General features: G+C 68.7%; 21 protein-coding genes and 4 pseudogenes. 13 read left to right on the forward strand and 12 right to left on the reverse strand.

The genetic code is table 11. The annotated features are described in order from the left end of the window. The first annotated feature begins 99 nt into the window (after window positions 1–99). Together M1203_RS35495 and M1203_RS35500 are read left to right on the forward strand one after the other, a co-directional pair. Window positions 100–3,303: a ThuA domain-containing protein gene (locus M1203_RS35495; protein ID WP_249953982.1), complete on the forward strand. Its 3,204-nt coding sequence runs from the start codon at window positions 100–102 to the stop codon at window positions 3,301–3,303. Further along, window positions 3,300–3,443, forward strand: a complete 144-nt coding sequence (locus tag M1203_RS35500; RefSeq protein ID WP_249953983.1) for a hypothetical protein — start codon at window positions 3,300–3,302, stop codon at window positions 3,441–3,443. Before M1203_RS35495 ends, M1203_RS35500 begins: the two co-directional genes overlap by 4 nt. Before the next feature lie 83 nt (window positions 3,444–3,526). Here M1203_RS35500 and M1203_RS35505 read toward each other — a convergent pair whose 3' ends face one another. Beyond that, window positions 3,527–5,380: an NAD(P)/FAD-dependent oxidoreductase gene (locus M1203_RS35505; protein ID WP_249953984.1), complete on the reverse strand. Its 1,854-nt coding sequence runs from the start codon at window positions 5,378–5,380 to the stop codon at window positions 3,527–3,529. 270 nt (window positions 5,381–5,650) lie between these two features. Between M1203_RS35505 and M1203_RS35510 the strand changes: the two genes are divergently transcribed. Continuing rightward, window positions 5,651–6,679: an SMP-30/gluconolactonase/LRE family protein gene (locus M1203_RS35510; RefSeq protein WP_249953985.1), complete on the forward strand. Its 1,029-nt coding sequence runs from the start codon at window positions 5,651–5,653 to the stop codon at window positions 6,677–6,679. Between the two features lie 11 nt (window positions 6,680–6,690). On the opposite strand, the gene M1203_RS35515 is transcribed toward M1203_RS35510, so the two are convergent. From M1203_RS35515 to M1203_RS35530, 4 genes are all read right to left on the reverse strand, one after another. After that, window positions 6,691–7,299 carry a TetR/AcrR family transcriptional regulator gene (locus M1203_RS35515; protein WP_249953986.1) on the reverse strand — a complete coding sequence of 203 codons (609 nt, stop codon included), beginning with the start codon at window positions 7,297–7,299 and terminating at the stop codon, window positions 6,691–6,693. A gap of 145 nt (window positions 7,300–7,444) precedes the next feature. Continuing rightward, the gene (locus M1203_RS35520) at window positions 7,445–8,227 is read right to left on the reverse strand and encodes an SDR family NAD(P)-dependent oxidoreductase (protein WP_249953987.1); all 783 of its coding nucleotides are present in this window, start codon (window positions 8,225–8,227) and stop codon (window positions 7,445–7,447) included. A 127-nt stretch (window positions 8,228–8,354) separates the two neighbouring features. Next, window positions 8,355–9,116 (reverse strand): hypothetical protein, encoded by a 762-nt coding sequence (locus M1203_RS35525; protein ID WP_249953988.1) that lies wholly within the window; start codon window positions 9,114–9,116, stop codon window positions 8,355–8,357. A 189-nt stretch (window positions 9,117–9,305) separates the two neighbouring features. Further along, a complete protein-coding gene (locus M1203_RS35530; protein WP_249953989.1) occupies window positions 9,306–10,130 on the reverse strand; it encodes an NPP1 family protein in 825 nt (274 codons plus the stop codon). Between the two features lie 335 nt (window positions 10,131–10,465). Here M1203_RS35530 and M1203_RS35535 point away from each other — a divergent pair, with 335 nt between their 5' ends. From M1203_RS35535 to M1203_RS38885, 3 genes and pseudogenes are all read left to right on the forward strand, one after another. Then, window positions 10,466–10,984: a hypothetical protein gene (locus M1203_RS35535; protein WP_249953990.1), complete on the forward strand. Its 519-nt coding sequence runs from the start codon at window positions 10,466–10,468 to the stop codon at window positions 10,982–10,984. A 39-nt stretch (window positions 10,985–11,023) separates the two neighbouring features. Then, a pseudogene (locus tag M1203_RS35540) lies at window positions 11,024–11,359 on the forward strand (dTDP-4-dehydrorhamnose reductase); the annotation flags it as partial. Between the two features lie 814 nt (window positions 11,360–12,173). Further along, a complete protein-coding gene (locus M1203_RS38885) occupies window positions 12,174–12,833 on the forward strand; it encodes a hypothetical protein (RefSeq protein ID WP_283959399.1) in 660 nt (219 codons plus the stop codon). Between the two features lie 1,048 nt (window positions 12,834–13,881). Here the strand turns inward: M1203_RS38885 and M1203_RS39340 are convergent. Then, window positions 13,882–14,460, reverse strand: coding sequence for a DUF6461 domain-containing protein (locus M1203_RS39340; RefSeq protein ID WP_374404776.1), 579 nt, complete (start codon window positions 14,458–14,460; stop codon window positions 13,882–13,884). On the opposite strand from M1203_RS39340, the gene M1203_RS35555 reads away from it, so the two are divergent. Next, the gene (locus M1203_RS35555) at window positions 14,366–14,605 is read left to right on the forward strand and encodes a hypothetical protein (RefSeq protein WP_249953992.1); all 240 of its coding nucleotides are present in this window, start codon (window positions 14,366–14,368) and stop codon (window positions 14,603–14,605) included. The two genes, M1203_RS39340 and M1203_RS35555, sit on opposite strands and share 95 nt — an antisense overlap. A 411-nt stretch (window positions 14,606–15,016) precedes the next feature. Continuing rightward, a pseudogene (locus tag M1203_RS35560) lies at window positions 15,017–16,060 on the forward strand (endo-1,4-beta-xylanase); the annotation flags it as partial. Between the two features lie 94 nt (window positions 16,061–16,154). Here M1203_RS35560 and M1203_RS35565 read toward each other — a convergent pair. Next, window positions 16,155–16,628 (reverse strand): annotated as a pseudogene (locus tag M1203_RS35565) (enolase C-terminal domain-like protein); the annotation flags it as partial. Window positions 16,629–16,955: 327 nt separating this feature from the next. Between M1203_RS35565 and M1203_RS35570 the strand changes: the two are divergent. Next, on the forward strand, window positions 16,956–17,234 hold the full coding sequence (locus tag M1203_RS35570) for a DUF6211 family protein (RefSeq protein WP_249953993.1): 279 nt from the start codon (window positions 16,956–16,958) through the stop codon (window positions 17,232–17,234). Continuing rightward, window positions 17,231–17,932 (forward strand): hypothetical protein, encoded by a 702-nt coding sequence (locus M1203_RS35575; protein WP_249953994.1) that lies wholly within the window; start codon window positions 17,231–17,233, stop codon window positions 17,930–17,932. Before M1203_RS35570 ends, M1203_RS35575 begins: the two co-directional genes overlap by 4 nt. A 244-nt stretch (window positions 17,933–18,176) precedes the next feature. Here M1203_RS35575 and M1203_RS35580 read toward each other — a convergent pair whose 3' ends face one another. Beyond that, window positions 18,177–18,371 carry a hypothetical protein gene (locus M1203_RS35580; RefSeq protein WP_249953995.1) on the reverse strand — a complete coding sequence of 65 codons (195 nt, stop codon included), beginning with the start codon at window positions 18,369–18,371 and terminating at the stop codon, window positions 18,177–18,179. A 399-nt stretch (window positions 18,372–18,770) separates the two neighbouring features. Between M1203_RS35580 and M1203_RS35585 the strand changes: the two genes are divergently transcribed. From M1203_RS35585 to M1203_RS35600, 3 genes are all read left to right on the forward strand, one after another. Beyond that, on the forward strand, window positions 18,771–20,513 hold the full coding sequence (locus tag M1203_RS35585) for a pentapeptide repeat-containing protein (protein ID WP_249953996.1): 1,743 nt from the start codon (window positions 18,771–18,773) through the stop codon (window positions 20,511–20,513). Between the two features lie 655 nt (window positions 20,514–21,168). Next, window positions 21,169–21,813, forward strand: coding sequence for an SDR family NAD(P)-dependent oxidoreductase (locus tag M1203_RS35595; RefSeq protein ID WP_249953997.1), 645 nt, complete (start codon window positions 21,169–21,171; stop codon window positions 21,811–21,813). A 500-nt stretch (window positions 21,814–22,313) separates the two neighbouring features. Further along, complete coding sequence (locus tag M1203_RS35600) at window positions 22,314–22,613, forward strand: DUF6233 domain-containing protein (RefSeq protein WP_249953998.1); 300 nt, start codon at window positions 22,314–22,316, stop codon at window positions 22,611–22,613. A gap of 178 nt (window positions 22,614–22,791) precedes the next feature. Here M1203_RS35600 and M1203_RS35605 read toward each other — a convergent pair whose 3' ends face one another. From M1203_RS35605 to M1203_RS35620, 4 genes and pseudogenes are all read right to left on the reverse strand, one after another. Beyond that, window positions 22,792–23,274, reverse strand: a complete 483-nt coding sequence (locus M1203_RS35605) for an RICIN domain-containing protein (protein ID WP_249953999.1) — start codon at window positions 23,272–23,274, stop codon at window positions 22,792–22,794. 168 nt (window positions 23,275–23,442) lie between these two features. After that, window positions 23,443–23,706: a hypothetical protein gene (locus M1203_RS35610; RefSeq protein ID WP_249954000.1), complete on the reverse strand. Its 264-nt coding sequence runs from the start codon at window positions 23,704–23,706 to the stop codon at window positions 23,443–23,445. Then, the gene (locus M1203_RS35615; RefSeq protein WP_249954001.1) at window positions 23,703–23,948 is read right to left on the reverse strand and encodes a holin; all 246 of its coding nucleotides are present in this window, start codon (window positions 23,946–23,948) and stop codon (window positions 23,703–23,705) included. Before M1203_RS35615 ends, M1203_RS35610 begins: the two co-directional genes overlap by 4 nt. After that, a pseudogene (locus M1203_RS35620) lies at window positions 23,948–24,324 on the reverse strand (peptidoglycan-binding protein); the annotation flags it as partial. The pseudogene M1203_RS35620 and the gene M1203_RS35615, both read right to left, overlap by 1 nt. Between the last annotated feature and the right edge of the window lie 39 nt (window positions 24,325–24,363).

Consider the following 24,363-nt stretch of genomic DNA (forward strand, 5'->3'; position numbering starts at 1 on the left):
CCCGGACGGGGGTCTCGCGGAGCCATCACGGAACAGCACGGCGCCACCCCCGAACGCAGCACGCAGACGCGTATCCCTGTTCGCCAACTTGAGGTGCCCATGCCGTATTTGCCCCTTTCCGATCCCCACCGCTTCCAGCGTCTCCACCGGTTCCAGCGCTTGCGAAGAAGCGCCGCGCGCGTGGTGGCGGCCGTCCTGGCGCTGCTGCTGGTGACCGCCGGGGCAGCCGCCGCGCAGCCCGCGGCCCAGCCCGCGACCCAGCCCACCGCGCGGCCCGCCGCCAAGAAGACCGAGCCGTTCGACGCGCTGGTCTTCAGCAAGACCGCCGGATACCGGCACGGCGCCATCCCGGCCGGGATCGCCGCGATCGAGAAGCTCGGCGAGAAGAACGGCTTCTCCGTCACCGCCACTGAGGACGCGAGCGTCTTCACCGACGAGACGCTCGCCACGTACGAGGTGGTCGTCTTCCTGTCGACCACGGGCGATGTCCTGAACGCCGACCAGCAGGCCGCGTTCGAGCGCTACATCGAGGCCGGCGGCGGCTACGCCGGGGTCCACGCGGCCTCCGACACCGAGTACGACTGGGCCTGGTACGGCGATCTCGTCGGCGCCTACTTCAAGACCCACCCGGCGCCGCAGAGCGCGAGCGTCAAGGTGGAGGACCCCGCACACCCGTCCACGGCGAAACTGCCGGTGCGCTGGGAACGCACCGACGAGTGGTACGACTTCCGGGCGAACCCGCGCGGCAACGTGCACGTCCTGGCCTCGCTGGACGAGACCTCGTACACCGGCGGCACGATGGGCGCCGAGCACCCGATCGCCTGGTGCCAGAACTACGAGGGCGGCCGGTCCTGGTACACCGGCATGGGCCACGAGGTCGCCTCGTACACGGACGCGAAGTTCCTCTCGCATCTGCTGGGCGGCCTGCGGACCGCCGCGGGCGTGCTGCCCGCCGACTGCACGGCGTCGCTGACCAGCGGCTTCCAGAAGGTGCCGGTGGACGAGAACACCAGCAACCCGATGGAGCTGGTGATCTCCGAGGACGGCCGCGTCTTCTACATCGACCGGGGCGGCGAGATCCGCGTGGTCCGCACCGACGGCACGGTGGTCTCCGCGGGCAAGCTGGGGGTCTACACCGGCCAGGAGTTCGGCCTGCTGGGCATCGCGCTCGACCCGGACTTCGACAAGAACGGCTGGGTCTACCTCTACTACTCCCCCGCCGGAACCGAATCCGTCGACCGAGTCTCCCGCTTCGAGGTCAAGGACGACGACACCCTCGACCTGGCCGGTGAGAAGGTCCTCCTGAAGGTGGACGTGCAGCGCGAGCAGTGCTGCCACGCGGGCGGCGCGATGGAGTTCGACGGCGACGGCAACCTGTACATCGCCATCGGGGACAACACCAACCCCTTCGCCTCCGACGGCTACACCCCGATCGACGAGAGCGCGGGCCGCACGGCGTGGGACGCCCAGGCGACCTCCGCCAACAGCGCCGTCCTGAACGGCAAGGTGCTGCGCATCAAGCCGCGCAAGAACGGCACCTACAGCATCCCCAAGGGCAACCTCTTCCGCCCGGGGACCCCGGACACCCGTCCCGAGATCTACGCGATGGGCTTCCGCAACCCCTTCCGCATCGGCATCGACCCGGCCACCGACAATCTGTTCGTCGCCGACTACGGCCCCGACGCGGGCAGCGTCAGCCCGACCCGCGGCCCCGACGGCCGGATCGAGTGGAACATCGTCGACAAGCCCGGCTTCTACGGCTGGCCCTACTGCGTCGGCGCCAACACCCCCTATAACGACCACGACTTCGCGACCGGTACCTCGGGCGCCGCCTTCGACTGCTCCGCGCCGGTCAACGACTCCCCCAACAACACCGGCATCGAGCAGCTGCCCGCCGCCCAGCCCGCCGAGCTGTGGATGGGCAAGTCCACCACCGGCGTCCCGGAGATCGGCACCAGCGGAGCACCGCTGACCAGCGGGGCGTACGACTACGAGGCCAAGCTGGACTCCGAGCGCAAGTGGCCGGCGTACTTCGACGGCAAGGCGATCTACGGCGACTGGAACAACGGCCGGCTCTTCACCGTGCAGCCGGACCAGCGGCGCACCGGCGTATCGGATGTGAACGCCCTGCTGGACGGCATGGACTTCACCCGGCCGCATGCCATGCAGTTCGGTCCCGACGGGGCGCTGTACGTCATCGACTGGGGCAGCGGCTTCGGCGGCAACAACGCCGACTCCGGGGTCTACCGGGTGGACTACGTCCAGGGCAACCGCTCGCCCATCGCGCGTTTCACGCAGGACCGGACGTCGGGCCCGGCGCCGCTCACGGTCGCCTTCGACGCGGGTGAGTCCAACGACCCGGACGGCACGCCGATCTCGTACTCCTGGGACTTCGACGGTGACGGCACACAGGACAGCACGGCGCGGACGCCGTCGTTCACCTACACCGAGCCCGGCCTCTTCACCGCGCAGCTGACGGTGACCGATCCCGACGGGCGCACGGCGGTGGCCGGGGTGGACATCACCGCGGGCAACACCGCTCCCACCATCGAGGTCAAGGCGCCCGTGGACGGTGGGCTGTTCACCTTCGGGGACACCATCGCCTACGAGGTGACGGTCACCGACCCGGAGGACGGGCCGGTCGACTGCGAGGAGGTGATCGTGCAGCCTGGGCTCGGCCATGACGAACACGGGCACGGCTACGAGCAGCACCGCGGCTGCTCGGGCACCTTCCCGCTGCCCGGCGACGCCGGGCACACCGGCGCCAATATCTTCGGCACGGTGACGGTCACCTACACCGACCACGGCAACGGTGACGTGCCCGCGCTGACCAGCCAGGAGGTGCTGGTGCTCCAGACCAAGCACCGCGAGGCCGAGCACTTCGACAGCACCGGCCGGGTGCCGTCCGCGCCCGCCGGCGGCGACATCGGCGTGGGCGTCGGGCCCACCGGGGACACCGCGGGCGGCGGCCAGAACATCGGCTGGATCGAGAACGGCGACTACTGGTCCTGGGACCCGGTCAACCTCACCAACATCGACGAGATCAGCCTGCGGGCCGCCTCACCGACCTACGGCGCCACCGTCGAGGTCCGCACCGGTAACCCCGAAGGTCCGACCGTCGCCACCATCAAGACCACCCCGACCGGCGGCTGGCAGACGTACCAGAACTTCAAGGCCCCGGTCAGTGGTGCCAGTGCGACGGACAGCGGTCCGCTGTACTTCGTCAAGACCACCGGCGAACTCAATGTGAACTGGGTCGATTTCATCGGCCAGGGCATCACGGAGGAGGCGCCTTCGGCGTGACATCGCCCGATGTCTCGCGGCGCGTCTTCATCGCCGGTACCGCCGCCCTCGGCGCGGTACCGGCGGTGACCGGCCGGGCTCACGCCGCTCCGAGCGGCGTGGGCCCGGCCCCCGTCAAGGCCCCCCGCACGTACAGATGAGCAAGCGCGTCATCCTGTACGGGTGTCCAGCGATCTTGCGCGCGTCGGGACGCCAAGGCACCGCCCTCGCCCTGCCGCCCGCCTCAGCGGGGCGACGATGTCCTGGCGTGGAGGACCTCGTCGAGAGATTCCGCACGCCAGTGCCCGAGCAGTTCATGGAAGGCGGACGCGCTGTGGGGGTAGACGTATCCGTTGGGGCGGCCACGGCCCTCCCTGTTGTAGTAGCCGGGTGTGCATTCCGCATGGAACCACTCGTGGTCCGGGGCCTCCTCGGCCATGGTTTTGATCCAGACGTCCTCGGCCTCACGGGTGGGTTCGATGAGGGCGTCCTTGGCCTCGGCGGCCTCGATCAGGGCGGCGGCGTGAACAGCCTGTTCATCCAGGATGTGGGTGAAATTGACACTGACCGCGCCGTACGGGCCGCCCACCTGGATCAGGTTGGGGAAGCCGTTGCTGGTGAAGCCGTGCAGGGTGCGCGGGCCCTGCCGCCACGCGGTCAACAGATCGACGCCACCGCGGCCGCGCACCGGCAGCCGCCCTGACAGGACACCCGAGACACCGACGGAGAATCCCGTGGCGAAGATCAGGCAGTCGAGTGCGTATGCGGTGCCGGCGACGACGACTCCATGCTCGGTGATCCGCTCGATGCCGTGGGTGTCGGCCGTGTCCACCAAGGTGACGTTGTCCCGGTTGAACGCCGGGTAGTACAGGTCGGAGAAGGCGGGCCGCTTGCAGGCGTAGCGATACCAGGGTTTGAGCCGCTCGGCCGTCTCCGGGTCGGCGACGATGTCCTCGACCCGGGCGCGCAGTTCGTTCATCTTGGCGGCGTCGGCTGCTTCATAGGCGGCTTCGTACGTCCGGCGCGCGTCGGCATCGGTGCCCTGGCCGTCGATGGCCCGGCCGTCGCGGCGGTAGCTGGGCAGGAGCTTCTCCAGCAGCGGAGCCGACCGCGTCCAGCCGTCCGCCACGAAGTCGGTCTCCGAGCCGGCCTCCCCCGCCGCTCGCTCACCCGCGACGATGCGCAGGAAGTTCTCGCGGCGCTCGCGGGCCCAGCCGTCGCGGTGGGCGCCCACGTCCTCCGCGGTGGTGGGGCGGTTGCCGCGTACGTCCACGCTGGAGGGGGTGCGCTGGAAAACGTAGAGGTGCGCGGCGTCCTCGGCCAGCATCGGTATCGCCTGGATGCCGGTGGCGCCGGTGCCCACGATGCCTACGCGCTTGTCCGCCAGCCCGGTCAGGCCGCCGTCCGGGGTGCCGCCGGTATAGGCGTAGTCCCAGCGCGAGGTGTGGAAGGCATGCCCCTTGAAGTCCTCGATGCCCGGGATCCCGGGCAGCTTCGGGTCCGACAGCGTGCCGGTCGCGGTCACGACGTAGGTGGCACGGAAGGCATCCCCGCGGTCGGTGGCCACGGCCCAGGTCTCGGATGCCTCGTCCCAGGCCAGGGACGTGACCGTGGTGGAGAACAGCGCGTCCGCGTCGAGACCGAACTTCCGCGCGATGCGCATCGCGTGGTGGCGGATCTCCTCGCCGGGGGCGTACTTCCAGCGCGGCACATAACCCGTCTCGTCGAGCATCGGCAGATAGACGTGTGCCTCGACGTCGCAGTGGACTCCGGGGTATCGGTTCCAGTACCAGGTCCCGCCGAAGTCCCCGCCCCGTTCGACGATCCGGACGCGGCGCACCCCGCGCTGCCGCAACCGCGCACCGGCGAGAATTCCGCCGAACCCGCCACCGACGACGGCGACATCGACCCGGTCGCGCAGCGGTTCACGCTTCAGGGGCCCCTCGACGTACGGGTCGGCGGCGTAGGACGAGCCCGGCTCGGTCTCGGCGGCGCGGTACTGACGTATCCCATCGGGACGCACCCGCCGCTCGCGTTCCACGTGATAGCGGTCCCTGAGTGCGGCGAGTTCCTCGCCGGAGGGGTGACCGTCGTTCATGCCGGGGCCTCGATCCTGTCGCTGAAAGGTGAGCACGGCGGTGCGGATCGGGAGCCTTTCTCGCCGTGCATGTGCGAACGGTCCCTCCACACGAGCCTTCTGCGGTAGCGTAGCAACAACCGGACAGTGTTGTCCGGTTGCCTCCGGGGCGGCGCACGATGCCTGCGTCACAGCCGGCCGGGAGGACACCGCGGTGCCTCGGGCACCGCTCCGGGGCGCCCGAGGTTCGCGCCCGACGACCTGCAAACAGCGGAAAAGGAGATCGCCGCCATGCGACGACGGCCGACTCGACACCTCACCGTGCTCACCGCGATCGGTGCGCTGATGCTCGCCGGGTGCGGTACGACCCCCGGCGAACGCGACGACCCCGACGACCGGGGAGCCTCCGGCGCCGGCGGGAACGTCGTCGCGCGGGAGGTGATGCGTCTGACGACCGAGCACGAGGAGACGGGGATGACGCTGCTGGAGGGCCCCGTCTTCGACGAGGACGGTCATCTCCTCGTGGTGGACGTCACCGCCCCCGCCGACGAGCCGAAGGTGCTGCGCGTCGATGTCCGGAAGAAGACGTCGCGCCCCTTCTTCACCGACGAGCGGGGGGCCTACACATCGGCCCAGTTCAGCCCGTACGACGGACGCCTGTATCTGACCGACTTCGCCAATGGCGACATCGTCAGCCTCGACTCCGACGGCGGCGACCGGCGGACCTTCTTCGGCGGCGAGGTCGACGGTACACGGATGCATCCCGACGACATCGCGTTCGACCAGGACGGCAATCTGTACATCAGCGACTCGGGCACATACGGCCAGGAGAACCCTGAAGGACGGGTCATACGCATCGACCGTACCGGCGACCACGCCGCCGTCCTGGCGGACGAACTGGCCTCGGCCAACGGGATCTCCTTCGACGCCGACTACGACGGGCTCTGGTTCAGCGAACTCACCGAGAACCGGATCTCATACCTCCTGCTCGACGGCGACGGAAAGGTGGCATCACGGCACACCGCCATCCATGTCAACGGCGGCACGGCCCAGACGGACTCCATCGCCGTGGACGCCGACGGCAACCTCTACCAGGGGCTGCACGGCCGCCCCGGCATCGTCGTCTACAGCGCGAGCGGCGAGTTGCTGACCACCGTCGACGTTCCGTCCGCCCGGGCCGAAGGGCTGACCTCGGCGACGAATGTCGCGATCACGCCCGGTGGGACCAAGGCGTATATGACCGTCAGCGGACCGGCGGGCGGATATCTGTACGCCTTCGACGCCTTGGCGGAGGGGATCCGCCAGTCCAACGGGGGCTGAACCTCCGATCGTCAGCCGACCGGGTGGGGCGGCCGGACTCCGAACAACCGCACCGCTCCCACCTCGACGCCGAGCAGCCGCCAGGCGGCCAGTGCACGACGCTCCCGTACCTCATGGGTGGGGCCGACAGCGGCACCCGAGACCATGGCCACGGCAAGGACGAGGTCCTCCGCCGTGCCCAGTCGATGCCCGGGCGGCAGGTGCTGCTCCAGTGCCCGTCCGACCCTGCTGCCCAGATCCTCGACGTAGGCACGTCCGGTGTGGTGCTCTCCCACCCATTCGACTCGGAGCAGCGCGGTGAACGCGTCCGACTGCGCCACATGCCAGGTCAGCACACCGAGAAGCCCCTCCAGCGTCGCGCCCTCAGCCGCCGCGGCCTCCTCGATGTCCCGTACGTTCTCCTCCAGAACCGCGGACACGAGCGCGTCCCGGTTGGGAAAGTGCCGGTAGAGGACCCCTTGACCGACCCCGGCCCGGCGCGCGATCCCGGACAGGGCGACATCCAGGCCGCGTTCCGCGTAGATCTCCCGAGCCGCCGCGATGAGCGCGGCACGGTTACCCGCGGCGGCCCGGGGCCCCTCGTTCGCCCGGCGCGCGTCCGGTCTGTCTGCTTCGGTCATCCCGCCAGCGTATCGAGACCCCTGGGCGAACATAAGGCGAGGCTCCCCGCGCACGGATCGAGGCGGGGGCGTCCGCCCGGACGCCCCCGCCTCCACGGGGGATGACCGGTCGATCTTCGCGGGGCGAAGATCGACCGGCCAGGTCCTAGGCGTAGAAGGCGCCCCCGCCGTCGACGGACATGGTGGTTCCGGTGACGTAGGACGCGTCCGGCCCGGCGAGGAAGACCGCGGTGCGGCCCACGTCGCTCTCGGCGTCACCGGACCGGGGGATGGAGAGTGCCGCGGTGACGCCCTGATAGTCGTCCGGGTGCGCTTTGAAGTGGGCGTCGGCGGCCGGAGTGAGGACGAAGGGGGCGAGACAGTTCACCGTGATGCCGTCTTTGCCCCACTCACGGGCGGCCGAGCGCGTGAGGGCTCCGATCGCCCCCTTGGCCGCCACATAGGCCGAGTATCCCGCCATGCCCGTCAGCTCCGAGGCCGAGCGCAGGTTGATCACGCGTCCATAGCCGTCCTTCAGATACGGGTAGCACGCGCGCATGAAGAAGAAGGAGGCCAGCGGGCCGGTGCCGAACGCCAGGGCCAAGTCCTCGTCGGTGACCTCGGCCAGTGGGACGCCCGCACGTGCAGCCTGCGCGTTGTTGACCAGGATGTCGACCGTGCCGTAACGCTCGACGGCGGCAGCCACCGCGACCTCGACCGCGGCGGAGTCGCGGATGTCGGCAGTCAGGGCCAGACCGGACGCGCCGGCGGCTTCGATGGCAGCCACGGTCTCTTGTGCGGCGTCGCCGTTGATGTCGACGACGGCGACCGAGGCGCCTTCCTTGGCCAAGGCCAGGGAGATGCCGCGGCCCACCCCACCTCCCGCGCCGGTGACGATCGCGATCTTCCCGTCGAGTGTTCCCCCCTGAGCTGCGAAAATATCCGACATCACTGTCGGGACGACAGGATTTGAACCTGCGACCCCTTTGACCCCCAGAAGCGTGGGCCACCCGAATTATCTGCACATAAAAGACTTAATCCGGGTGCACATCGTGCGCGGAAGATCCTGCCGTGTGCTATCGCGCGCACCGTGTGGTCCCCAACTGGTCCCCAGGCGTTGCCCCTGCCGAAAACCTCATCCACCCTGAGGACGGCTCCACGGGCCGGGCGGGATGTCCCGTGACGTGCAGCAGGCGGGTCACGGCCTCTTGGCGGGCTTCGGCGGTGCCTCCATGGGCAGGCCCCGCGAGTTCATCATGGCTGATCACGGTCACCGCCGGGTGCCGCGCCAGCCATTGGCAGCGGCGGGCCTCCTCCATGCCGGGGAAGGCGAGGTCGGTCAGGGCGAGGGTGATTCTGCCGTCCATGGTGGGCAGGGCGCCGACGATGTCCCGGTAGATGAGGTGGTCGGGCAGGGATCCGACACGCTCCGCGGGTCCGGAGAGCAGTTGGATCTGGCTGATGATCCGGTCGCGTACGTCGCGGTGATGAAAGATGATCGGCGGCTGCCCATCCGCGTGCCAGGCGCGCAGGAGGCCGGCCTCAACCCGCTGGAGGTCGAGGGCGGTAACGTACCAGCAGCCCCGGCCCAGCAGAAGACGGTGCGGTTCGCCGCCCGGCACCCGGGCCAACCGTCCTTCGAGTGCGGGATCCACAAGTGAGGCGAGGGTGACCGGCTGGCTCAGGTGAGTCCACCACACCCGCCACACGGCGCTGACCGCTTCCTGGAACGCCGAGTTCAGCCCGTTCCGCTCTCCGTCCCGTCTGCGCAGCAGCTGTACGGCCCGGTCCTGACCGAAGGCGGCCGCCAGCAGGTGCTCCTGGGCTCCCCCGACCACCGCCCGCTCCCCAGCATCCGGGGCGTCGCAGGTCCGACAGGGGTACTGGATCAAGCTGGCGGTGGTCAGGACCGCGACGGCATCGCTCCTGCCCGGACAGAAGGCCGGCCTTGCTGTCCCGGGCAATCACGGACAACGGTCACCGGGCCGCACCGTTCCGGCGGCCGTCGCGGTCCCACGGTCCTGCTGTCAGGCCCAGGGGTCGAAGGGGATGCCGGACGGCTTGGAGGCGTTCAGGAGGTTCCGGAAGCGGTCGTCCTTGTCCGTGGTCTTGATGGTGGCCGACCCGAAGTCCGCGTTCATCAGACGGTCCCGCAGAGCGGTGCTGGGCCACCCGTTCCAGTCCACGATGGCGGGCTGGCGCCAGTTGTGGTAGTGGTTCTCCGGCGGCTCGTCGTTGCTGTTGGCGAGCCGGAAGAAGTGGGTGCCCAGACCCTCCTTGTGGTAGACGACCTTGGGGTGGGAACCGTCGAAGCGCACCTGCGAACGCGGGTAGGTCACCTGGCTGGAGTGCTGCGTGGTCGTGACGTACTCCACCTGGTTGGACGCCTGGCTGATCCAGGAGATCACGTGCTCGAAGTCATGGCGGTGACCACCGAGTCCGCTGCCGGGGAGGGCCTGGTCCTTCTCGAAGTAGCTGGCGTATACGACCGCGCACCACCCGTTGTTGCACTTCGAGCGGGCGTAGGTCTGGGTCCGGTCCAGGTCGGACTGGTCACGGCAGTTGCCGTTGACCGCGCCCGAGGTGTTCAGACCGGGATTGAGCGTTCCGTCGGGTGCGATGGCGGCGACGGGGTAGCAGCCGTCGCCGTCGTAGTCGTACGCGGGCGAGAAGGACGCCTCGTAACCCCCGGCGTTCTGGGGCAGGTTCGGCAGATTGTCGGCGTGAGCCACCGACGTCGGCAGTACCACACTCAGGACCGTGGCGCCGACCAGCGCCCCCAGCCAGGACCGCTTCCGCTTGAAGTACGCCGGAGTCGCCTTACCTGCTGCGGGCGATGACATTTTGTCCATGTCCGTCCTCTCGGATGACTCAGCGAGCAGCCGACGCGGTGCCGACGCGGCCGAGTGATGGCTGCCGAGAGCATCCCCTACGGGAGTGTCCATGACAGGCTCTTCTGAAGAGCACTCCGGTGAACCGCTCCTGAACAAGATCGATCCCCCCGCGACAGCCCCGATCCTCATACATCCAGGTACGGCTGGGCGGAACGAACTGCGTTACACCGCGGGACAGTCCCGCTCCCCGCGCCCGCGGGCACGGCACTTGGGTCGTCGTCTGCCTTGGAGCGTGGAGGGAGACGGATCAACTCGGCCGACTTCCGGACAGGTTGGGTGCCACGCTCCACCGCGTGACCGCGATTCGAACCCTGGCCGAGTTCGGCTCCACGGCGGCCATCGGCCCGCTCCACTGCGGCGCGGCCATCAACGACATCGCGGCGGCGCCCGGGCCGCCGTGGGACATCCGCCGGGTGAGCAAGCGGCGGCGCTGGCCGCATCTGTTCTCCTACGGAGACGTTGAGCTCTGCGTGTGCCGCTGCCGCCGCGTCACGCTGATCAGCGTGCAGACCTGGCGGGACGTCATCGAGCTTCCCGTCCCGGGGACAGGGACACTCGCCACGTTCACGGGGCCTCTCACGTACACGCGGGTCACGGCCGAGCTCAGCGCGATCGGCTGCCCCTTCACTTCCTTGACGCTCCCCCAACCTCCCGGACAGCTGACGGTGCAGGTCGATTCGACAGGCGTCACCTTCGCCTTCCGGGCCGACGCCGGCTCCGAGCCGCTCCTGGACAGCGCAGGCCACTGGATCAGCACGCACGAGTGCGCACCGCCGGAAGCCGGCGCCCCGGACGACGGCTTCGGCGCCTGATCGCACACGTCCGACGTCCCGATGAGCAACCGGACAAGCGACCTCGCCGCCGGCAAGGCGGACGGAGTCCTCTTCACCGACGACATCCGGTGCCCCGTGCACGTCGCCGACCTGGCCGCCGCCCTCCTGGAGCTCGGGTACTCCAGCGCGCACGGGATTCACCATCTCGCCGGAGCCGACGCTGTCAGTCGGCACACCCTCGGCGTCCTCATCGCTGAGCGTGACGGACTCGACGCTGCACGGCTGCCGACGGGCCTTCGGACCGAGAGCACGCTCCCTGGGCCGGTCGACGTCCGTCTCGACAGCAGCACCACCCAGCGCCACCTCACCACCAGGTTGCGCGGTGCTCGTCAGTTCCTTGCCGTCGGGGACTGAAGCAACGGCGCTCGCCGGCCCCGACCTGCCGGCCTCACGACCGCGGCCTCGGCCTCAGTCGACCATGGGCGGTCGGCGCCCCGCCCTGCGCCATCTCCGCCGGGCCGGACGGCCGGAACGCGCACCGCCCTCGTCGACACCTGCCCGTCCGACGGCGAACCCTCCGGACGCGCACTTCGCCGACGGCCGAGGCAGCTCGCCGTGCTGCGCTCACCCGTCGGCGGCCCGGCGCCTGGACGCGGGCCACCACCAGCGGCGTGCACGAGACGGCTGCGGCGCGGCGGCAAGGGCTCGCGCGGCGCGGCTGCGCGGTCGGGCACGAGGCCGATCTTGTCCGGGGGAACGCGGGTCGGCTCTCCAGCGCGGGTGTAGCGGTGGCCGTCGACCGGATCGAACGGCGCCTCCCGGCACGGCCGGTCGAAGACCACGAAGCGCTCGCGCGGCAGTCTCAGCGCGGGGCAGATCCCGCACAGGCCGTGTTCCGACTCAGGGTCGGTGTGGGGCGGCGGGCCCGTCATGCCCGGAGCGTCAACCGGTGAGCGGGGCGATCCGGCGTCCGAAAATGAGGTGGGTGGGCGGCGCGGCCACCATGTGTAGGGGCGCGCGGGCCCTGGGATGAAGGGGCGTTCCGCATGCCCACCCACCTCTTCCGTCCGGGCCGGGGGCGGGGGCCTTCACCGCGGCATCGCTCCCGGAGCGTGTGGCCTACCCGAACGGGGTGTTCGCGTCGGTGAGGTCTTCGACCACGCCGGGGTCGAGCTCTGCGGCACGATGCAGCAGGCGCATCCGCTGCGCGGGGGTCAGGCCCAGCACCGTGTTCAGCGACCGCCTCCCACACCCGTTGCGGGACCTGCCCGGCTTTCCCATCGGCATGCGCACCGACGAGAAGACCAAGCTCCGCGCCCGCTACGACCAGCGCGCCGCCTACGCCTTCACCCCGCACAGCCGCCCCGGCACCGACGGGTACCAGCGCTTCAAAGGCCCCGCGGTCGCCGGACGCCTGCGCTGCCCCGACCACCCCCGCTCCATGCGCCTCCCACACACCCGCCCCACCAGCGGCTGCCGGCCGGGCGACGACTGCGCGTGCGGCAAAACCCTCACCCTGGGACCGGACGTCATAGCCTGGATCCGGCAGCGCACCGTCTGGGGCACCACCGCCTGGGCTACCGACTACGGACGCCGCGCCGCAGTCGAATCCGGCAACGCCGAGATCAAAACCCACCGTCTCCACATGGACCGCGGCTTCACCCGCGTCCTCGGCACCACCAAGAACAGCATCCTCATCGCCTTTGCCCTCGCCGGCCTCAACCACACCCTCCTGCGCGCCTGGCACACCAAACGCGACCTCCCCGACCCCTGGGTCACCCTCACCGGCGAAGAGCCGGGTGAGCAGAGCATCCCCGGGCCGCGGAAGCGAGCTCGCCGCCGCGAAACCAGCCTCGACGCCCTCGTGAGCGGCACACCACCCGGCTGACGTTCACGGATACCGGCACCACCCACACCTGGCACCACAGACGGCCTCGCCATGCGCCCACGTCTGCCCATCAGAGGCCCGGCGAACCCGGGCAGGCCGACCCTCCGATGAGCACCAGTCGCATAACCAGGCAGAACCCGACCACAGAGCCTGCCAGCGCACTCCCACCGAACAAGATCCCGGACAAACCGAGAACTCCCAGCCCGGACGAATCCGTGCTGGGAGTTCTGTGAAGCCAACCTGAGGATTTGTGCGAAATACCCCTGGTCGGGACGACAGGATTTGAACCTGCGGCCCTTTGACCCCCAGCAATGCACTCGGCACCGTTTTGAAGACCTGAACAGCCATAGATCACCGTACGGCGCTGTCAAAGCTCTCACCACACATTACACGGCTGCCACAGTCACAATGGCGCTGGCCGAGGACGCACACCTCCATCGAGTAATCCGAAGCGCGGTCAAGAGATCCTGAGCACATCGGACGGGATTTTTGAAGGCGTTCGACCTCTACCTTCGTCGTGCACCTCTGCAGGCCGTTGGTAAGTCGATGACCTACGTGGATGAATTATCGGCACCCGCAGGCCAGGAGTTGCCAGGCCCGCTCGGTGACCAACGATCCGATCGCGGCGCCGGGACCCATCGGTTCGTAGCCGTCGCGCCGCGCCGTCCGGTCCCGATCTCGGCGTACTCGACGGCGTGCGGGAGGTTGCTGATGGCACTGGAGAAGAATCGGCTCCATCCGAACCGGACGCTCACTTCCCTGCTCGGATAGAGCCTCGGCGCCGATCCGCTTCTGGGATCAGTCATTGTACGGACTGTCCAACGCCATGACACTCAGGGCTTCCCGAGCAGCGGCCACAATCGATTCCCACGTATGCGAACGGATCATTCCGGCATCGTTCCCAGGAGTGGCTTGAGGACCGCCATTTCTGCCATTCACTCAACGGGATGTGAGGTTCGACCGGGTAGTCCCGAATTCTCCCGCCGCCGGAATTGATCACGACGTGATCGACTGGTCTGGCCCGCCTACACCGCTTGACAATGGCTGGTCACTTGATCTCTGCGCTACCGCAGACGAAGGCCGTGTCCTGGAGGTGGATCGGCATGAGGTGTTCTGCGAGAGGGAAAGCAACTGGAATGGCCAGGTCGGTATCGAGATCGTCAGTCGTGGTGGGATCTTCTCGGAACTCGAAGCCGAGGCGGCGGATGACATCCAGGAGCTCATCCGGATGGGATCCGTTGTGGTAGCCGGCCCTCGCAGGTCGAACTGAAGGCGCCGGTCCGGTGCACAAAGAGACGACACCGTCGCCGTCAGGCGCGCCGGCTGGGCGAAACGGCGCCTGCTCAACTCGGGCGGGTGAGCGGTCACGCGGATACGGTTCCTGGCAGAACGGAAGGACAACGTGGTCACATCGTGTTCCGGCCGTATCGGCGACGCGCGGAGGACTGCTGCGGCAGGTGACGGAACGCCGACCGCCGCAGGGGCGAACGCGTCGTGTGGGAGTCCACGCCGACTCCGGCATGATCAAGTCCATGGCGGACGCCGCCCTCTCCGTCGTCCCCGACTCCATGGGCAACCTCATCCCGCTGTTCACCGCCGTCCTCGCCCTGCCGCTCGGCTTCTTCATGTCCAACGACGGCTACTGGTTCGGCGTGGTCCCCGTCCTCGCCGAATCCGCCGCCCACTACGGCATCGACGCCAACGAGATCGCCCGCGCGGGCGCCATCGGCCAGATCCTCCACATGATGGGCCCCACCTCCGCGCCCCTGTAGGTCCTTCTCGGACTGGTCAAGGCCGAGTTGGGCGACTTCCAGAAGCACGCCCTGCGCTGGGGCATCCTGGTGTCCCCGCATACATCGTCTTCGCGGTCGTCACCAGTGCCATCAGCGTCACTTGAGCCACCGGGGCCGAGTCGCGAAGTGCGAGGGGTATTGACGCTTCCGCCGGGGCTTCTATCATCCCACTTGCCCGAAGCGCCGGTCCCTGTTCGATACGTCGAACGCGCGGCTCTCGAACCGTGACCGATCCGACGCGGTCTGTGCACATCATGGCACCGAGCAGGTCAGGCAGTTCCGCATGTCGTTCCTCAGGACCCGTCGGCGATTCAGGGGACTTTGTCGAAACGATTCACACCCTCACCCGCACCCGCACCCGCACCCGCACCCGACCGTACGAGGAGAGCCATGAATCCACGCATGCGACGCACTCGGTCCCGCGTCTCGGTATTAGGTCTGCTGACCGCCTCCACGCTGCTGGCGACCGGGGTCGCTGCCGCCGCGCCCGCGCCCGCGCCCGCCGCCGAGGTCGCGCCGATCCAGGCGAGCACACTGGGAGCCCAGGCAGCCCAGTCCGGACGGTACTTCGGAACCGCGGTGGCGGCCGGCAAACTGGGCGACGGAACGTACGCGACGATCCTGGACCGGGAGTTCAACTCGGTCACGCCCGAGAACGAGATGAAGTGGGACACCATCGAGCGGTCCCGTGGCTCGTTCAACTTCGTTCCCGCCGACCAGATCGTCGACCGCGCCTTGACGCGCGGCCAGCGCCTGCGTGGTCACACGCTGGTCTGGCACTCCCAACTGCCCAGCTGGGTCAGCTCCCTCACGGACGCGAACACACTGCGTGACGTGATGAACAACCACATCAGCACGGTGATGAACCACTACAAGGGCAAGGTCCAGGCCTGGGACGTGGTCAACGAGGCATTCGCCGACGGCGGCAGCGGCCAGCACCGCCCCTCGGTGTTCCAGAACCTGCTCGGCGACGGCTTCATCGAACAGGCCTTCCGCACCGCCCGGACGGCGGACCCGGCGGCCAAGCTCTGCTACAACGACTACAACATCGAGAACTGGAGCGACGCCAAGACCCAGGGCGTGTACCGCATGGTGCGCGACTTCAAGGCACGCGGCGTGCCCATCGACTGTGTCGGCTTCCAGGCGCACTTCGGCACCGGCGGCCCGCCGGCTACCTTCCAGACGACACTGTCGAGCTTCGCCGCCCTCGGTGTGGACGTACAGATCACCGAACTCGACATCGCCCAGGCGCCGGCGACCGCGTACGCGAACACCGTCCGGGCGTGCATGAACGTCTCGCGGTGCACCGGGATCACCGTGTGGGGCATCCGCGACATCGACTCCTGGCGCAGCGGGGAGAACCCGCTGCTGTTCGCTCGCGACGGCAACAAGAAACCGGCCTACGCGGCGACGTTGACCGCCCTCGGCGGCAGCGCGGTCCGATGACGGACGGGCCGAGGTGTACGGCTGAGCCGAGGCCGAACGTGGTCTGTGACACATCCTGTTGGCGTCGCGTCACCCGACCGCATCACGTCCACTCACGCACGAGACAGGGGCGTTTGCTGTCGAACTTCCAGTCGGGGACGAGGTAGCGCACCCCGATCGCGTCGTCACGCGCCCCCAGTGCCTTCTCCTGGTACAAGGCGTGTGCCGCGAGCAGGCGGTCCATGTCGATCCGGACTCCCAGACCGGGGGCGTCCGGTAGGGCGATCTCACCGTCGATGATGCGGGGCGGGGCGGTGGTCAGCCGCTCCCGTCCTTCCTGCCGGATCCAGTGTGTGTCCAGGGCGTTGTACTCACCCGGGGCGGTGGCTCGGCAGTGGGTCACCATGGCCAGGGAGATGTCGAAGTGGTTGTTCGAGTGGCATCCCCAGGTCAGGCCCATCGCATTGCAGAGCTGAGCCACTCGCATCGAGCCCTGCATGGTCCAGAAGTGCGGGTCGGCCAGCGGGATGGACACCGACTGGAGGGCCAGGGCGTGGGTCATCTGGCGCCAGTCGGTTCGCGGCGGTGGAGGACGCGCACGACCACAAACCCCGCCGTACGCGGGACGCCCCCGCTACGAACTCCGCGTCACCCGGCCACCCACCGATCGGGGCCGACGCCCCGCAGATCAGGGAGCCCTCTTCTGATGACCGCCGCTGTCCGGAGTAGGGCCCCGCCCCGCTCAATCCAAAGGTGGTTTAATTACTCCGCCGCAGTGGAGCGGGCAACCTCCGACCGGCCGCGCCTTCCACGGGCGCGACGCACCCCAGACAACAGATGACGGCCAGCGCACAAGGGCAACAAGGCGCTGGCCGTCGGTGTCTCTCACCAGAAAGACCACACCATGCTATGCGACCGACACTCCGACTGTCCCCAGCCCGGCGACCTCGCCCAGCTCACGAGCGGTAACAACATCGGTGCCGACCCCAACGACACCTTCATCATCGTCGAGGACTTCCCCCCGACCGGCCGGCACCTCGTGCTCAACCTCCCCGTCGACCACCCCGGCCGCGCCGACTGGGCAGCCGCCGTCCCCCTGGCCGACATAGCCACCCTCGCCCGGCTCGAACCGGCGGGCAGCCGTACTTGGACGCCCGCCCCGGACCCGAACGACATCCAATGACCGCGCCGAGCGGTCACGACCCCGACCAAGAACAGGAGACGACCGTGCCCCGCAAGACCGGCCGCACGCTCTACTCACGCGCGGACCTGCGCAAGGTCCACGGCATCAGCGAGCCCACGCTTCAGAACCTCTGGACCGACCGGGAGAACAATGGGCACCCACCCGTTGCGGAGACCATCGAGGGCGTCATGCACTGGGACGGCGACGTCTGGGTGAAGTGGCACTACGAGCTTCAGCGTCAGCGCGCCGCCGCGAACACCACCAATCCGCCCAAGCTCGACGGCGACCCCGAAGAGATGGTGGGTCCGGCCGAAGCGGCGAAGGTCTGCGGGTTCGCCGACTCCGCCACCGTCTCCCACTACGTCAAGAACCCGCCCGAGGGATGGCCGCCACCGGACGACTGGGACGAACTCCCGACCCGGCGGCGCCCGAAGTGGAAGCGCTGGAGGCTGTGGCAGTACCTCGCAGACCGGAAAGGCCGCGGTCATGCCGGCGGACGCCCCCCAGGCCGCCGCGGACTGGCCTACCCCTACCAGGGAGACGAGCGGCTGACCCTCGCACGGCGAGCCATCGCGGCGAACCCCGGCGCGACGAACGCCGAACTGATCCCGCAGCTTCAGGGGCAGACGGAGAAGACCTACTCCCGCCCGACTTGGAACTTCATCCTCAAGTCCGCTCGCGAGCACCCCGAGGAGTGACCCGTGCCCGACGCCCGCTGTCCGCGCTGCGGCGGCCCGATCGGCGATCGGCCCGCCCGTTCCCGGATCACTGTCGACCGTGACGTTCGGATCTGCTCCGCGTGTGGAACCGACGAAGCCGTTCGGAACGCTACCGGCAGACGCCGGTGCCGTTCGGCGACTGGCCGGTGAAGTAGACGGTGCATATGGGAAGGGGTCCCACCCTGCGCAGGGTGGGACCCCTTCCCATATGCACCTTGTCCGTTCAGGCTCGCGGGTTCAGCGGAGTGGCTGGCGGGGCGTCCGGGAGTTCGCCTGCGGTGGGCTCCGTCAGCCAGTGCCACAGCCGCCGCAGCGCGGTGACGACGCAGGTGCCACTCTGTGTGATCCAGTGCGGGAACTTCCCGCGCGTGTACCCGGGCGGGGTGACCTCTTCCTTAACGGTGAGCTGCGTGAGCATGTCGCGTGCGGCGGGGCGTTCACCGGCTCCGGCATGGACCGCACGGACGGCGGCGCGACAGACGGAGTGTGGGCGGAAGCGGGCGCCGCAGCAAGGGCGAGGCCGGCGAGGAGCGTTGACGCGGTGAGGACTGCGGTACGGCGTAGGTAATGAGTCATGCCGATCATGCTCGGGGGCGAGCCGTGCGCAGGAACGACCCAGTTCTTGCGGGATCACCCGATCGAGGAACGGTGGAGACAGCGCTGACCCGAGGCGCTTAGGTGTCGAACTGGATGGAAGATCTCGGTAGCGCACGATTCATTTCAGTTCGCCCTTCGGCGCGGCAGCGAACTCTCCAGTCGCGGCGGCCTGGAAGGTGAGGTCGGCAACTATCCCGCCGTGCTCGATCGTCCTACGGGTATGGCACACCCGAACCCCGAACCGTCCCCGAATCCGCCTGACTGGCCTTATTGCGGCCATGGCACTACCCCGGAGGACCCGGTCGGCTGCCGCGGCATCCACGTCCCTGGCCACAGCATGTGCCTGGCCCACCTAGCCGACGCCGACCGCGACGCCTACTTGGCCAGCCTGACACCAGGCGTCGGCATCGACCACCGAGGCACTCCCTTCACCGAACCCCTTCTTGATGCCCTTCTCGATGCCCTCCACGACCCCACCACCCGACAATCCCGCCTCGGCGACGCCTGGTTCACGTCGGCGGCCTTCGACGGCTTCGCCGGGTTCGATTCGGCGACCTTTCAGGGCTTCGCCGCGTTCGATTCGGCGACCTTCCGGGGCGACGCTGGGTTCACGTCGGCGACCTTCCAGGGCGACGCCTGGTTCGAGTCCGCGACCTTCGAGGGTGATGCTTCGTTCGATTCGGCGACCTTCCAGGGCAACGCCGGGTTCGCGTCGGCGGTTTTCGAGGGTGACGCTGGGTTCGCGTCGACGACCTTCCAAGGCGACGCCCGGTTCGCGTCGGCGACCTTCCAAGAGGTCGCCCGGTTCGCGTCGGCGACCTTCGAGCACGACGCAGGGTTCGAAGAGGCGGTCTTCAATCGAGCAGCCAGCTTTGGGCCGTTGGTGTGCGCCGGGCAGGTGAAGCTGTCCGGGGCAGTGTTCGGCGGCCCGGTGACCCTCTCGTTCGCCGCGCGCCGCGTGGAGTGCCGACGGACCCGCTGGTCGTCAACAGCCGAGTTGCGTCTGCGCTATGCCACTGTGGACTTCTCCCACGCGGTCTTCGAGTATCCCCTCACGATCGCGGCGGAGGCTGCCCCCTTCGTCCTTCCAGACGGACCGCCAGCGGAAGAACAGGCTTTTGCCGACGCGCCCGCATCAGTGCGGATGGCCTCGCTGCGTGGGGTGGACGCGGCCCATCTGGTCCTCGCCGATGTCGACCTGTCGGGATGCCTGTTCACCGGGACCGTGCATCTGGACCAGGTGCGGCTGGAGGGCACCTGCTCTTTCGGCAGAGTCCCGCCCCGCACTCACTGGCGGTATTGGCGCCCCATACGGTTCACGCAGCGCCGCACCCTCGCCGAAGAACAGCACTGGCGCGCGACCCTGCCGACAGCAGTGCCGGGCTGGAACGTGGCGGTCTTCGGTGCCGGAAACGTTGGACCGGCACAGCTGGAGCCGGTGTACCGGGCGCTGCGTAAGGCATTCGAGGACAGCAAGAACGAGCCGGGAGCGGCGGATTTCTACTACGGCGAGATGGAAATGCGCCGCCACGATCGCACCGGCACCACCCGCGCAGAACGCGGACTGCTGCATGGCTACTGGCTGCTGTCCGGCTACGGCCTGCGCGCCTCCCGGGCCCTGGGCTGGCTCGCCACCACCATGCTCATAACCATCGTGCTCCTGATGAGCTTCGGACTCCCCCAAGATGACCTCCAGCAGGAAGCGACCGGCACCGTGCCGCCCGGCGGAGGCAAGGTCACCTTCAAGATCGACAAAGATGACCCACGCAACCCCACCCGGAACAGGTTCACCGGCGAGCGCTTCGAGAAGGCCCTGAACGTCACCCTCAACTCCGTCGTCTTCCGCTCCAGCGGCCAGGACCTGACCACCGCTGGCACCTACATCGAGATGGCCTCCCGGGCGACCGAGCCGGTCCTTCTGGGCCTGGCGGTACTGGCCGTGCGTAACCGCGTCAAACGCTGACCCAGCGCCCCACGGCAGGAGTCAGTAGAACGCCGAAGGGTCTCCCCAGATACGACGAAGCCGCCCCTGCCCGGTCGAGGCCAGGGCAGGGGCGCACTGCGTGCAGTAGAGGGCGATCAGACCGTCGTACCACCCACCCGAGCGAGGACCGCGAGCGTGGGCCCCGGCCGGCGGGCTCACTTCAGCGTGTGGAGCCGGGACTCGGCTGGTGGGTGACCTGTCGCAGCGAAAGCTGAGCATTCTCACCGAAGTTTGAGTGGTCGGTACAGCAGTACGCGGCGGTAGTAGGTGCGGTGCAGGAAATCCCACAGCGTAGGGCGGGCCGGAGCGGATTCGCGGGCATCGGCGAACGGCTTCGGGTGGAGCGCGAGACCTCGGCCACCATCCGCCGGAGGCGCAGGACGCGCCGCACTGCACGATTCGCTTCGTCACCCCAGGGGTGCCGTTCACAAGCGACCCGCTCCCGGTGTCCGGATCGGGCGCGGCCGAGTGGTACAGGACCACGGCGCACGCGGCCTGCGTACGGGCGGAGCTGCGGTATGAGGCGGTTGTGGGCGGTCTTCCTCGGCGGGGCGTGAGCCGGGCGCCCGGGGAAGAAACGGCGGCTGAGCGTAGTTGATCTCCTGTCGTTGCACTATGCGGAGAAGGAGCAGTCATGGCGGGAGCGTTAATCATTGGGACCGGGCCGGGGATCGGGCAGGCGGTGGCCCGGCGGTTCGCCCGGGAGGGGCTGCCGGTCGCCCTGATCGCGCGGACGAAGGAAACAGTGACGGCGGCGGCCGAGTTCATCGGCTCCCTGGGTGTGAGGGCGGTGCCCCTCACCGCCGACGCCGCCGACGAGACTGCCCTGCGTGCAGCCCTCGACACCGCGGCCGGTGAACTCGGCGAACCTGACATCGTGGTCTACAACGCGGCCGTCATCCGGCCCGACACCGTTGGCGAACTCCCGCTCCGCGACCACTTGGACACCTACGCGGTCAACGTCCTCGGCGCCCTCACCGCCGCCGCACACACCCTGCCAGGGATGGCACGGCGCGGACGGGGAACCTTCATCGTCACCGGCGGGATGCCCGAGATGAAGTCGCAGTACGTGAGTCTGTCGCTGGGCAAAGCCGGGGTGCGGGCTCTGGTCGAACTGCTTGACGCGGAGTACGGGCCGTCGGGTGTGCACGTCGCCACGGTCACCGTCGGCGGAGTGGTCGCGCCCGGGACGGCGTACGACCCCGACGACATCGCCGAGCACTACTGGCGTCTGCACACCCAGCCACGTGGGCAGTGGGAGCGTGAACTCCTCCACTGAGCGAACCTTGGGCCGTCGGTCGCGTGGGGTCGGCGGCTCTCACCCCGGCCACGCGCATGCCTACAACTCGCTGTAGGCGTGCGCGTGTACGAGCCGACGTCCCAGCCCACCTCATTCTTGAAGCCGCCGAACGGCGCCTCCAGTTTGCGGCCGACGGTGTTCACGTCGGCGCCGGCCGCTCACAGCCGACGCGGCTGCCGAAGGATACCCACCAGGCGCTCGGCAGCGCCCGTCTCGCGGTCGCACCGCGCGGCGAACGCCTCCGCAGTCCGCTCGTCGACCCCGCGGGTGCGGCCTCGGCCAACCGTGGGAAGAGGCAGGCGCTTGCCGCCGCCGCTTCCCCAAAGACCAGACCTCAGCGGCTACTCAACCTTCGCCGAGAAAACCTGGCGATCACCAAACTTCGCTGACAATGCTCAACCTTCGTCGCGGCAGATCAGTGGGTGAATATGGCGTGGTGTGTCGGCAGCCCTAGAATCGAACGTATACCCGATGAACCATTGCCGCGTCTCGCGGCGCTCCGCTTCCTGGAGCGCGTCCAGCTCCGGGACCTGGAGCGCACGCGACACTGGATTGCCGCAGAGGAAGGACGGGCAGCCGAGACCGCCACCACCCAACCGCAGCCACCACCTCCGGAGTGGGTCGTGGACCGGAAGATCGTCCACTCCGGAGACTGCTGGGCAGCGGACAAGCGATCCCAGGCGATCACTCGGAAACAGGCCATCGAGGCCCTGACCCAGCACCAGAAGCAGCCGTGCGACGTCTGCCGGCCGGACACTTCCCTCAGCGTGCTCGACTGATCGGCCACGCGCGTATGACGAAAACGCCCCTGTCCGGCCCTTCGAAGGGCCGGACAGGGGCACGACGTTTGCAAGTCAGCGGTAGAGGGCGATCACCACGGCGACCACGGCCGCGAGCGCAATGATCGTGGGCAGGAGTCCTGGCCTTCTGCTGCCATCACCGGGACACCACCCGGACCTACGTGTAGCCAATCCATCTCAAGATCGGCGCATCAGTGTATTCCCGGACGGTGTGGAGGTAGTAGCTGTCGTTGGTGAGGAAGTTGCCGTTCTGGTTCTGGAGGCGCTTGTCGTCGGCAGTCCAGAACTGTCCGGAGCGGTTTCCGCAGGGGGCCAACCAGACGGCGTTCAGCTCTGTCTTATCGTCCGTGGTTAGGCAGGCGCCGGTGGCGACATTCACCAGTCGCTTCATCGTGTGGCCTTGCCAGCTATTCGACTCCGAGCCCCAGTACCACCTTTGTTGATTATTTCTGGGGTTGCAGTCAAACGTCGTGACTTTGTCTCCGTTCGTCATTGCGGAGAGGCACATGGAGGTGTGTCCGGACGCATAGGACCAGTGGGTGGCTGCGGACGCGGGGGTCAGGGCACCCGAGGCGGCGAGCATGAGGGCGCTAAGCCCCAAGGGCACGGCAAATCTGAGCTTGCCTCTCAAAGATTTCATGACTGAAACAATCACACGCCTGCGCCGTGGGGGCGTTGATGCTGCGTCTGCACTCCTTGACGATGCGTCTACACCTGCGTTCGGGGTCGCACCCCCGACTTCCGTATCAACATGCGAAACCGCGCCCCTCCATCAGTCGGTCGGATGGAGGGGCGCGGTACGTGCGAGTCAACGGTAGAGGGCGATCAGGCCGGACGCCGTACCGGCCACACTCGCGAGAGCGGCGACAGTAGGCAGGGGCCATCGGGCACGCTCCAGCGTGCGGAGACGGGACTCGTGGTCGGCGACATCGCCGCGGATGTCGGCGGTCTCCCGCAGGACTTCATCGAGCTTGATTTCGATGCGGTCGACGGCGCGCCCCAGCTTCTGTACCTCCTGGTAGGTCTGGGTGGAGCTGATGTAGACGCCTGGGTCGGCCGGTGGGGTGGTCACCGGCGGTCCCGTACGGTCTCGGTCAGGCCCGGGCCCTCGGTTCCGCCGGAGGTGGCTATGCCGGTGAGGACCGCCAGGAGCGCGGCGCCCGCGGCGAGGGACAGACCGTCACCCCAGTCCGCGTGGACCACGCCGACTGTGTCGAGTCCGAGCGTCGCGACCAGGGTCTGCGCGGCGGTGCGAACGGCCCGCTCGCTGGTGGCCTTCCGGAATGCCTTGGTGAACACGGAGCTTCCTCTCATCAGGAGTTGGGGACTCTGAGGCGGTCCAGGAGGTCTTGCCGGGGATGCCGTCGGCGGCGCTCCCCGAGTAGCCGAGCTTGCGTTGCCAGGCCGCGTACGAGGCGCGGTCGGCCTCGGTCCACTCCGGGCCGGGTCCGACCGTGTAGCGGCCACAGCCCTCGGCCACCAGTCGCTTGCCCATGGCCGTGATGACGGTGCTGCGGCGGCCCGCCCGGAAGAACGCGGCCCCGGGGAAGGGCTCGTTGCTCTTCGCCGGAGGCTTCGGGGCGGGCTTGGCCGGGGGCTTGGGCTGCGCTTCGGCCAGGCGCTCGCCGATCCGGGCACACATCGACTCCATCGTGAAGCCGCGCGGATCGACCTTCCCCGGCTGCCACTCGCCCAGCGCGGCGAGCAGCCGATCAGCGGTCAGCGGCGT

Source organism: Streptomyces sp. 35G-GA-8 (assembly GCF_023534745.1).
GTDB lineage: Bacteria > Actinomycetota > Actinomycetes > Streptomycetales > Streptomycetaceae > Streptomyces.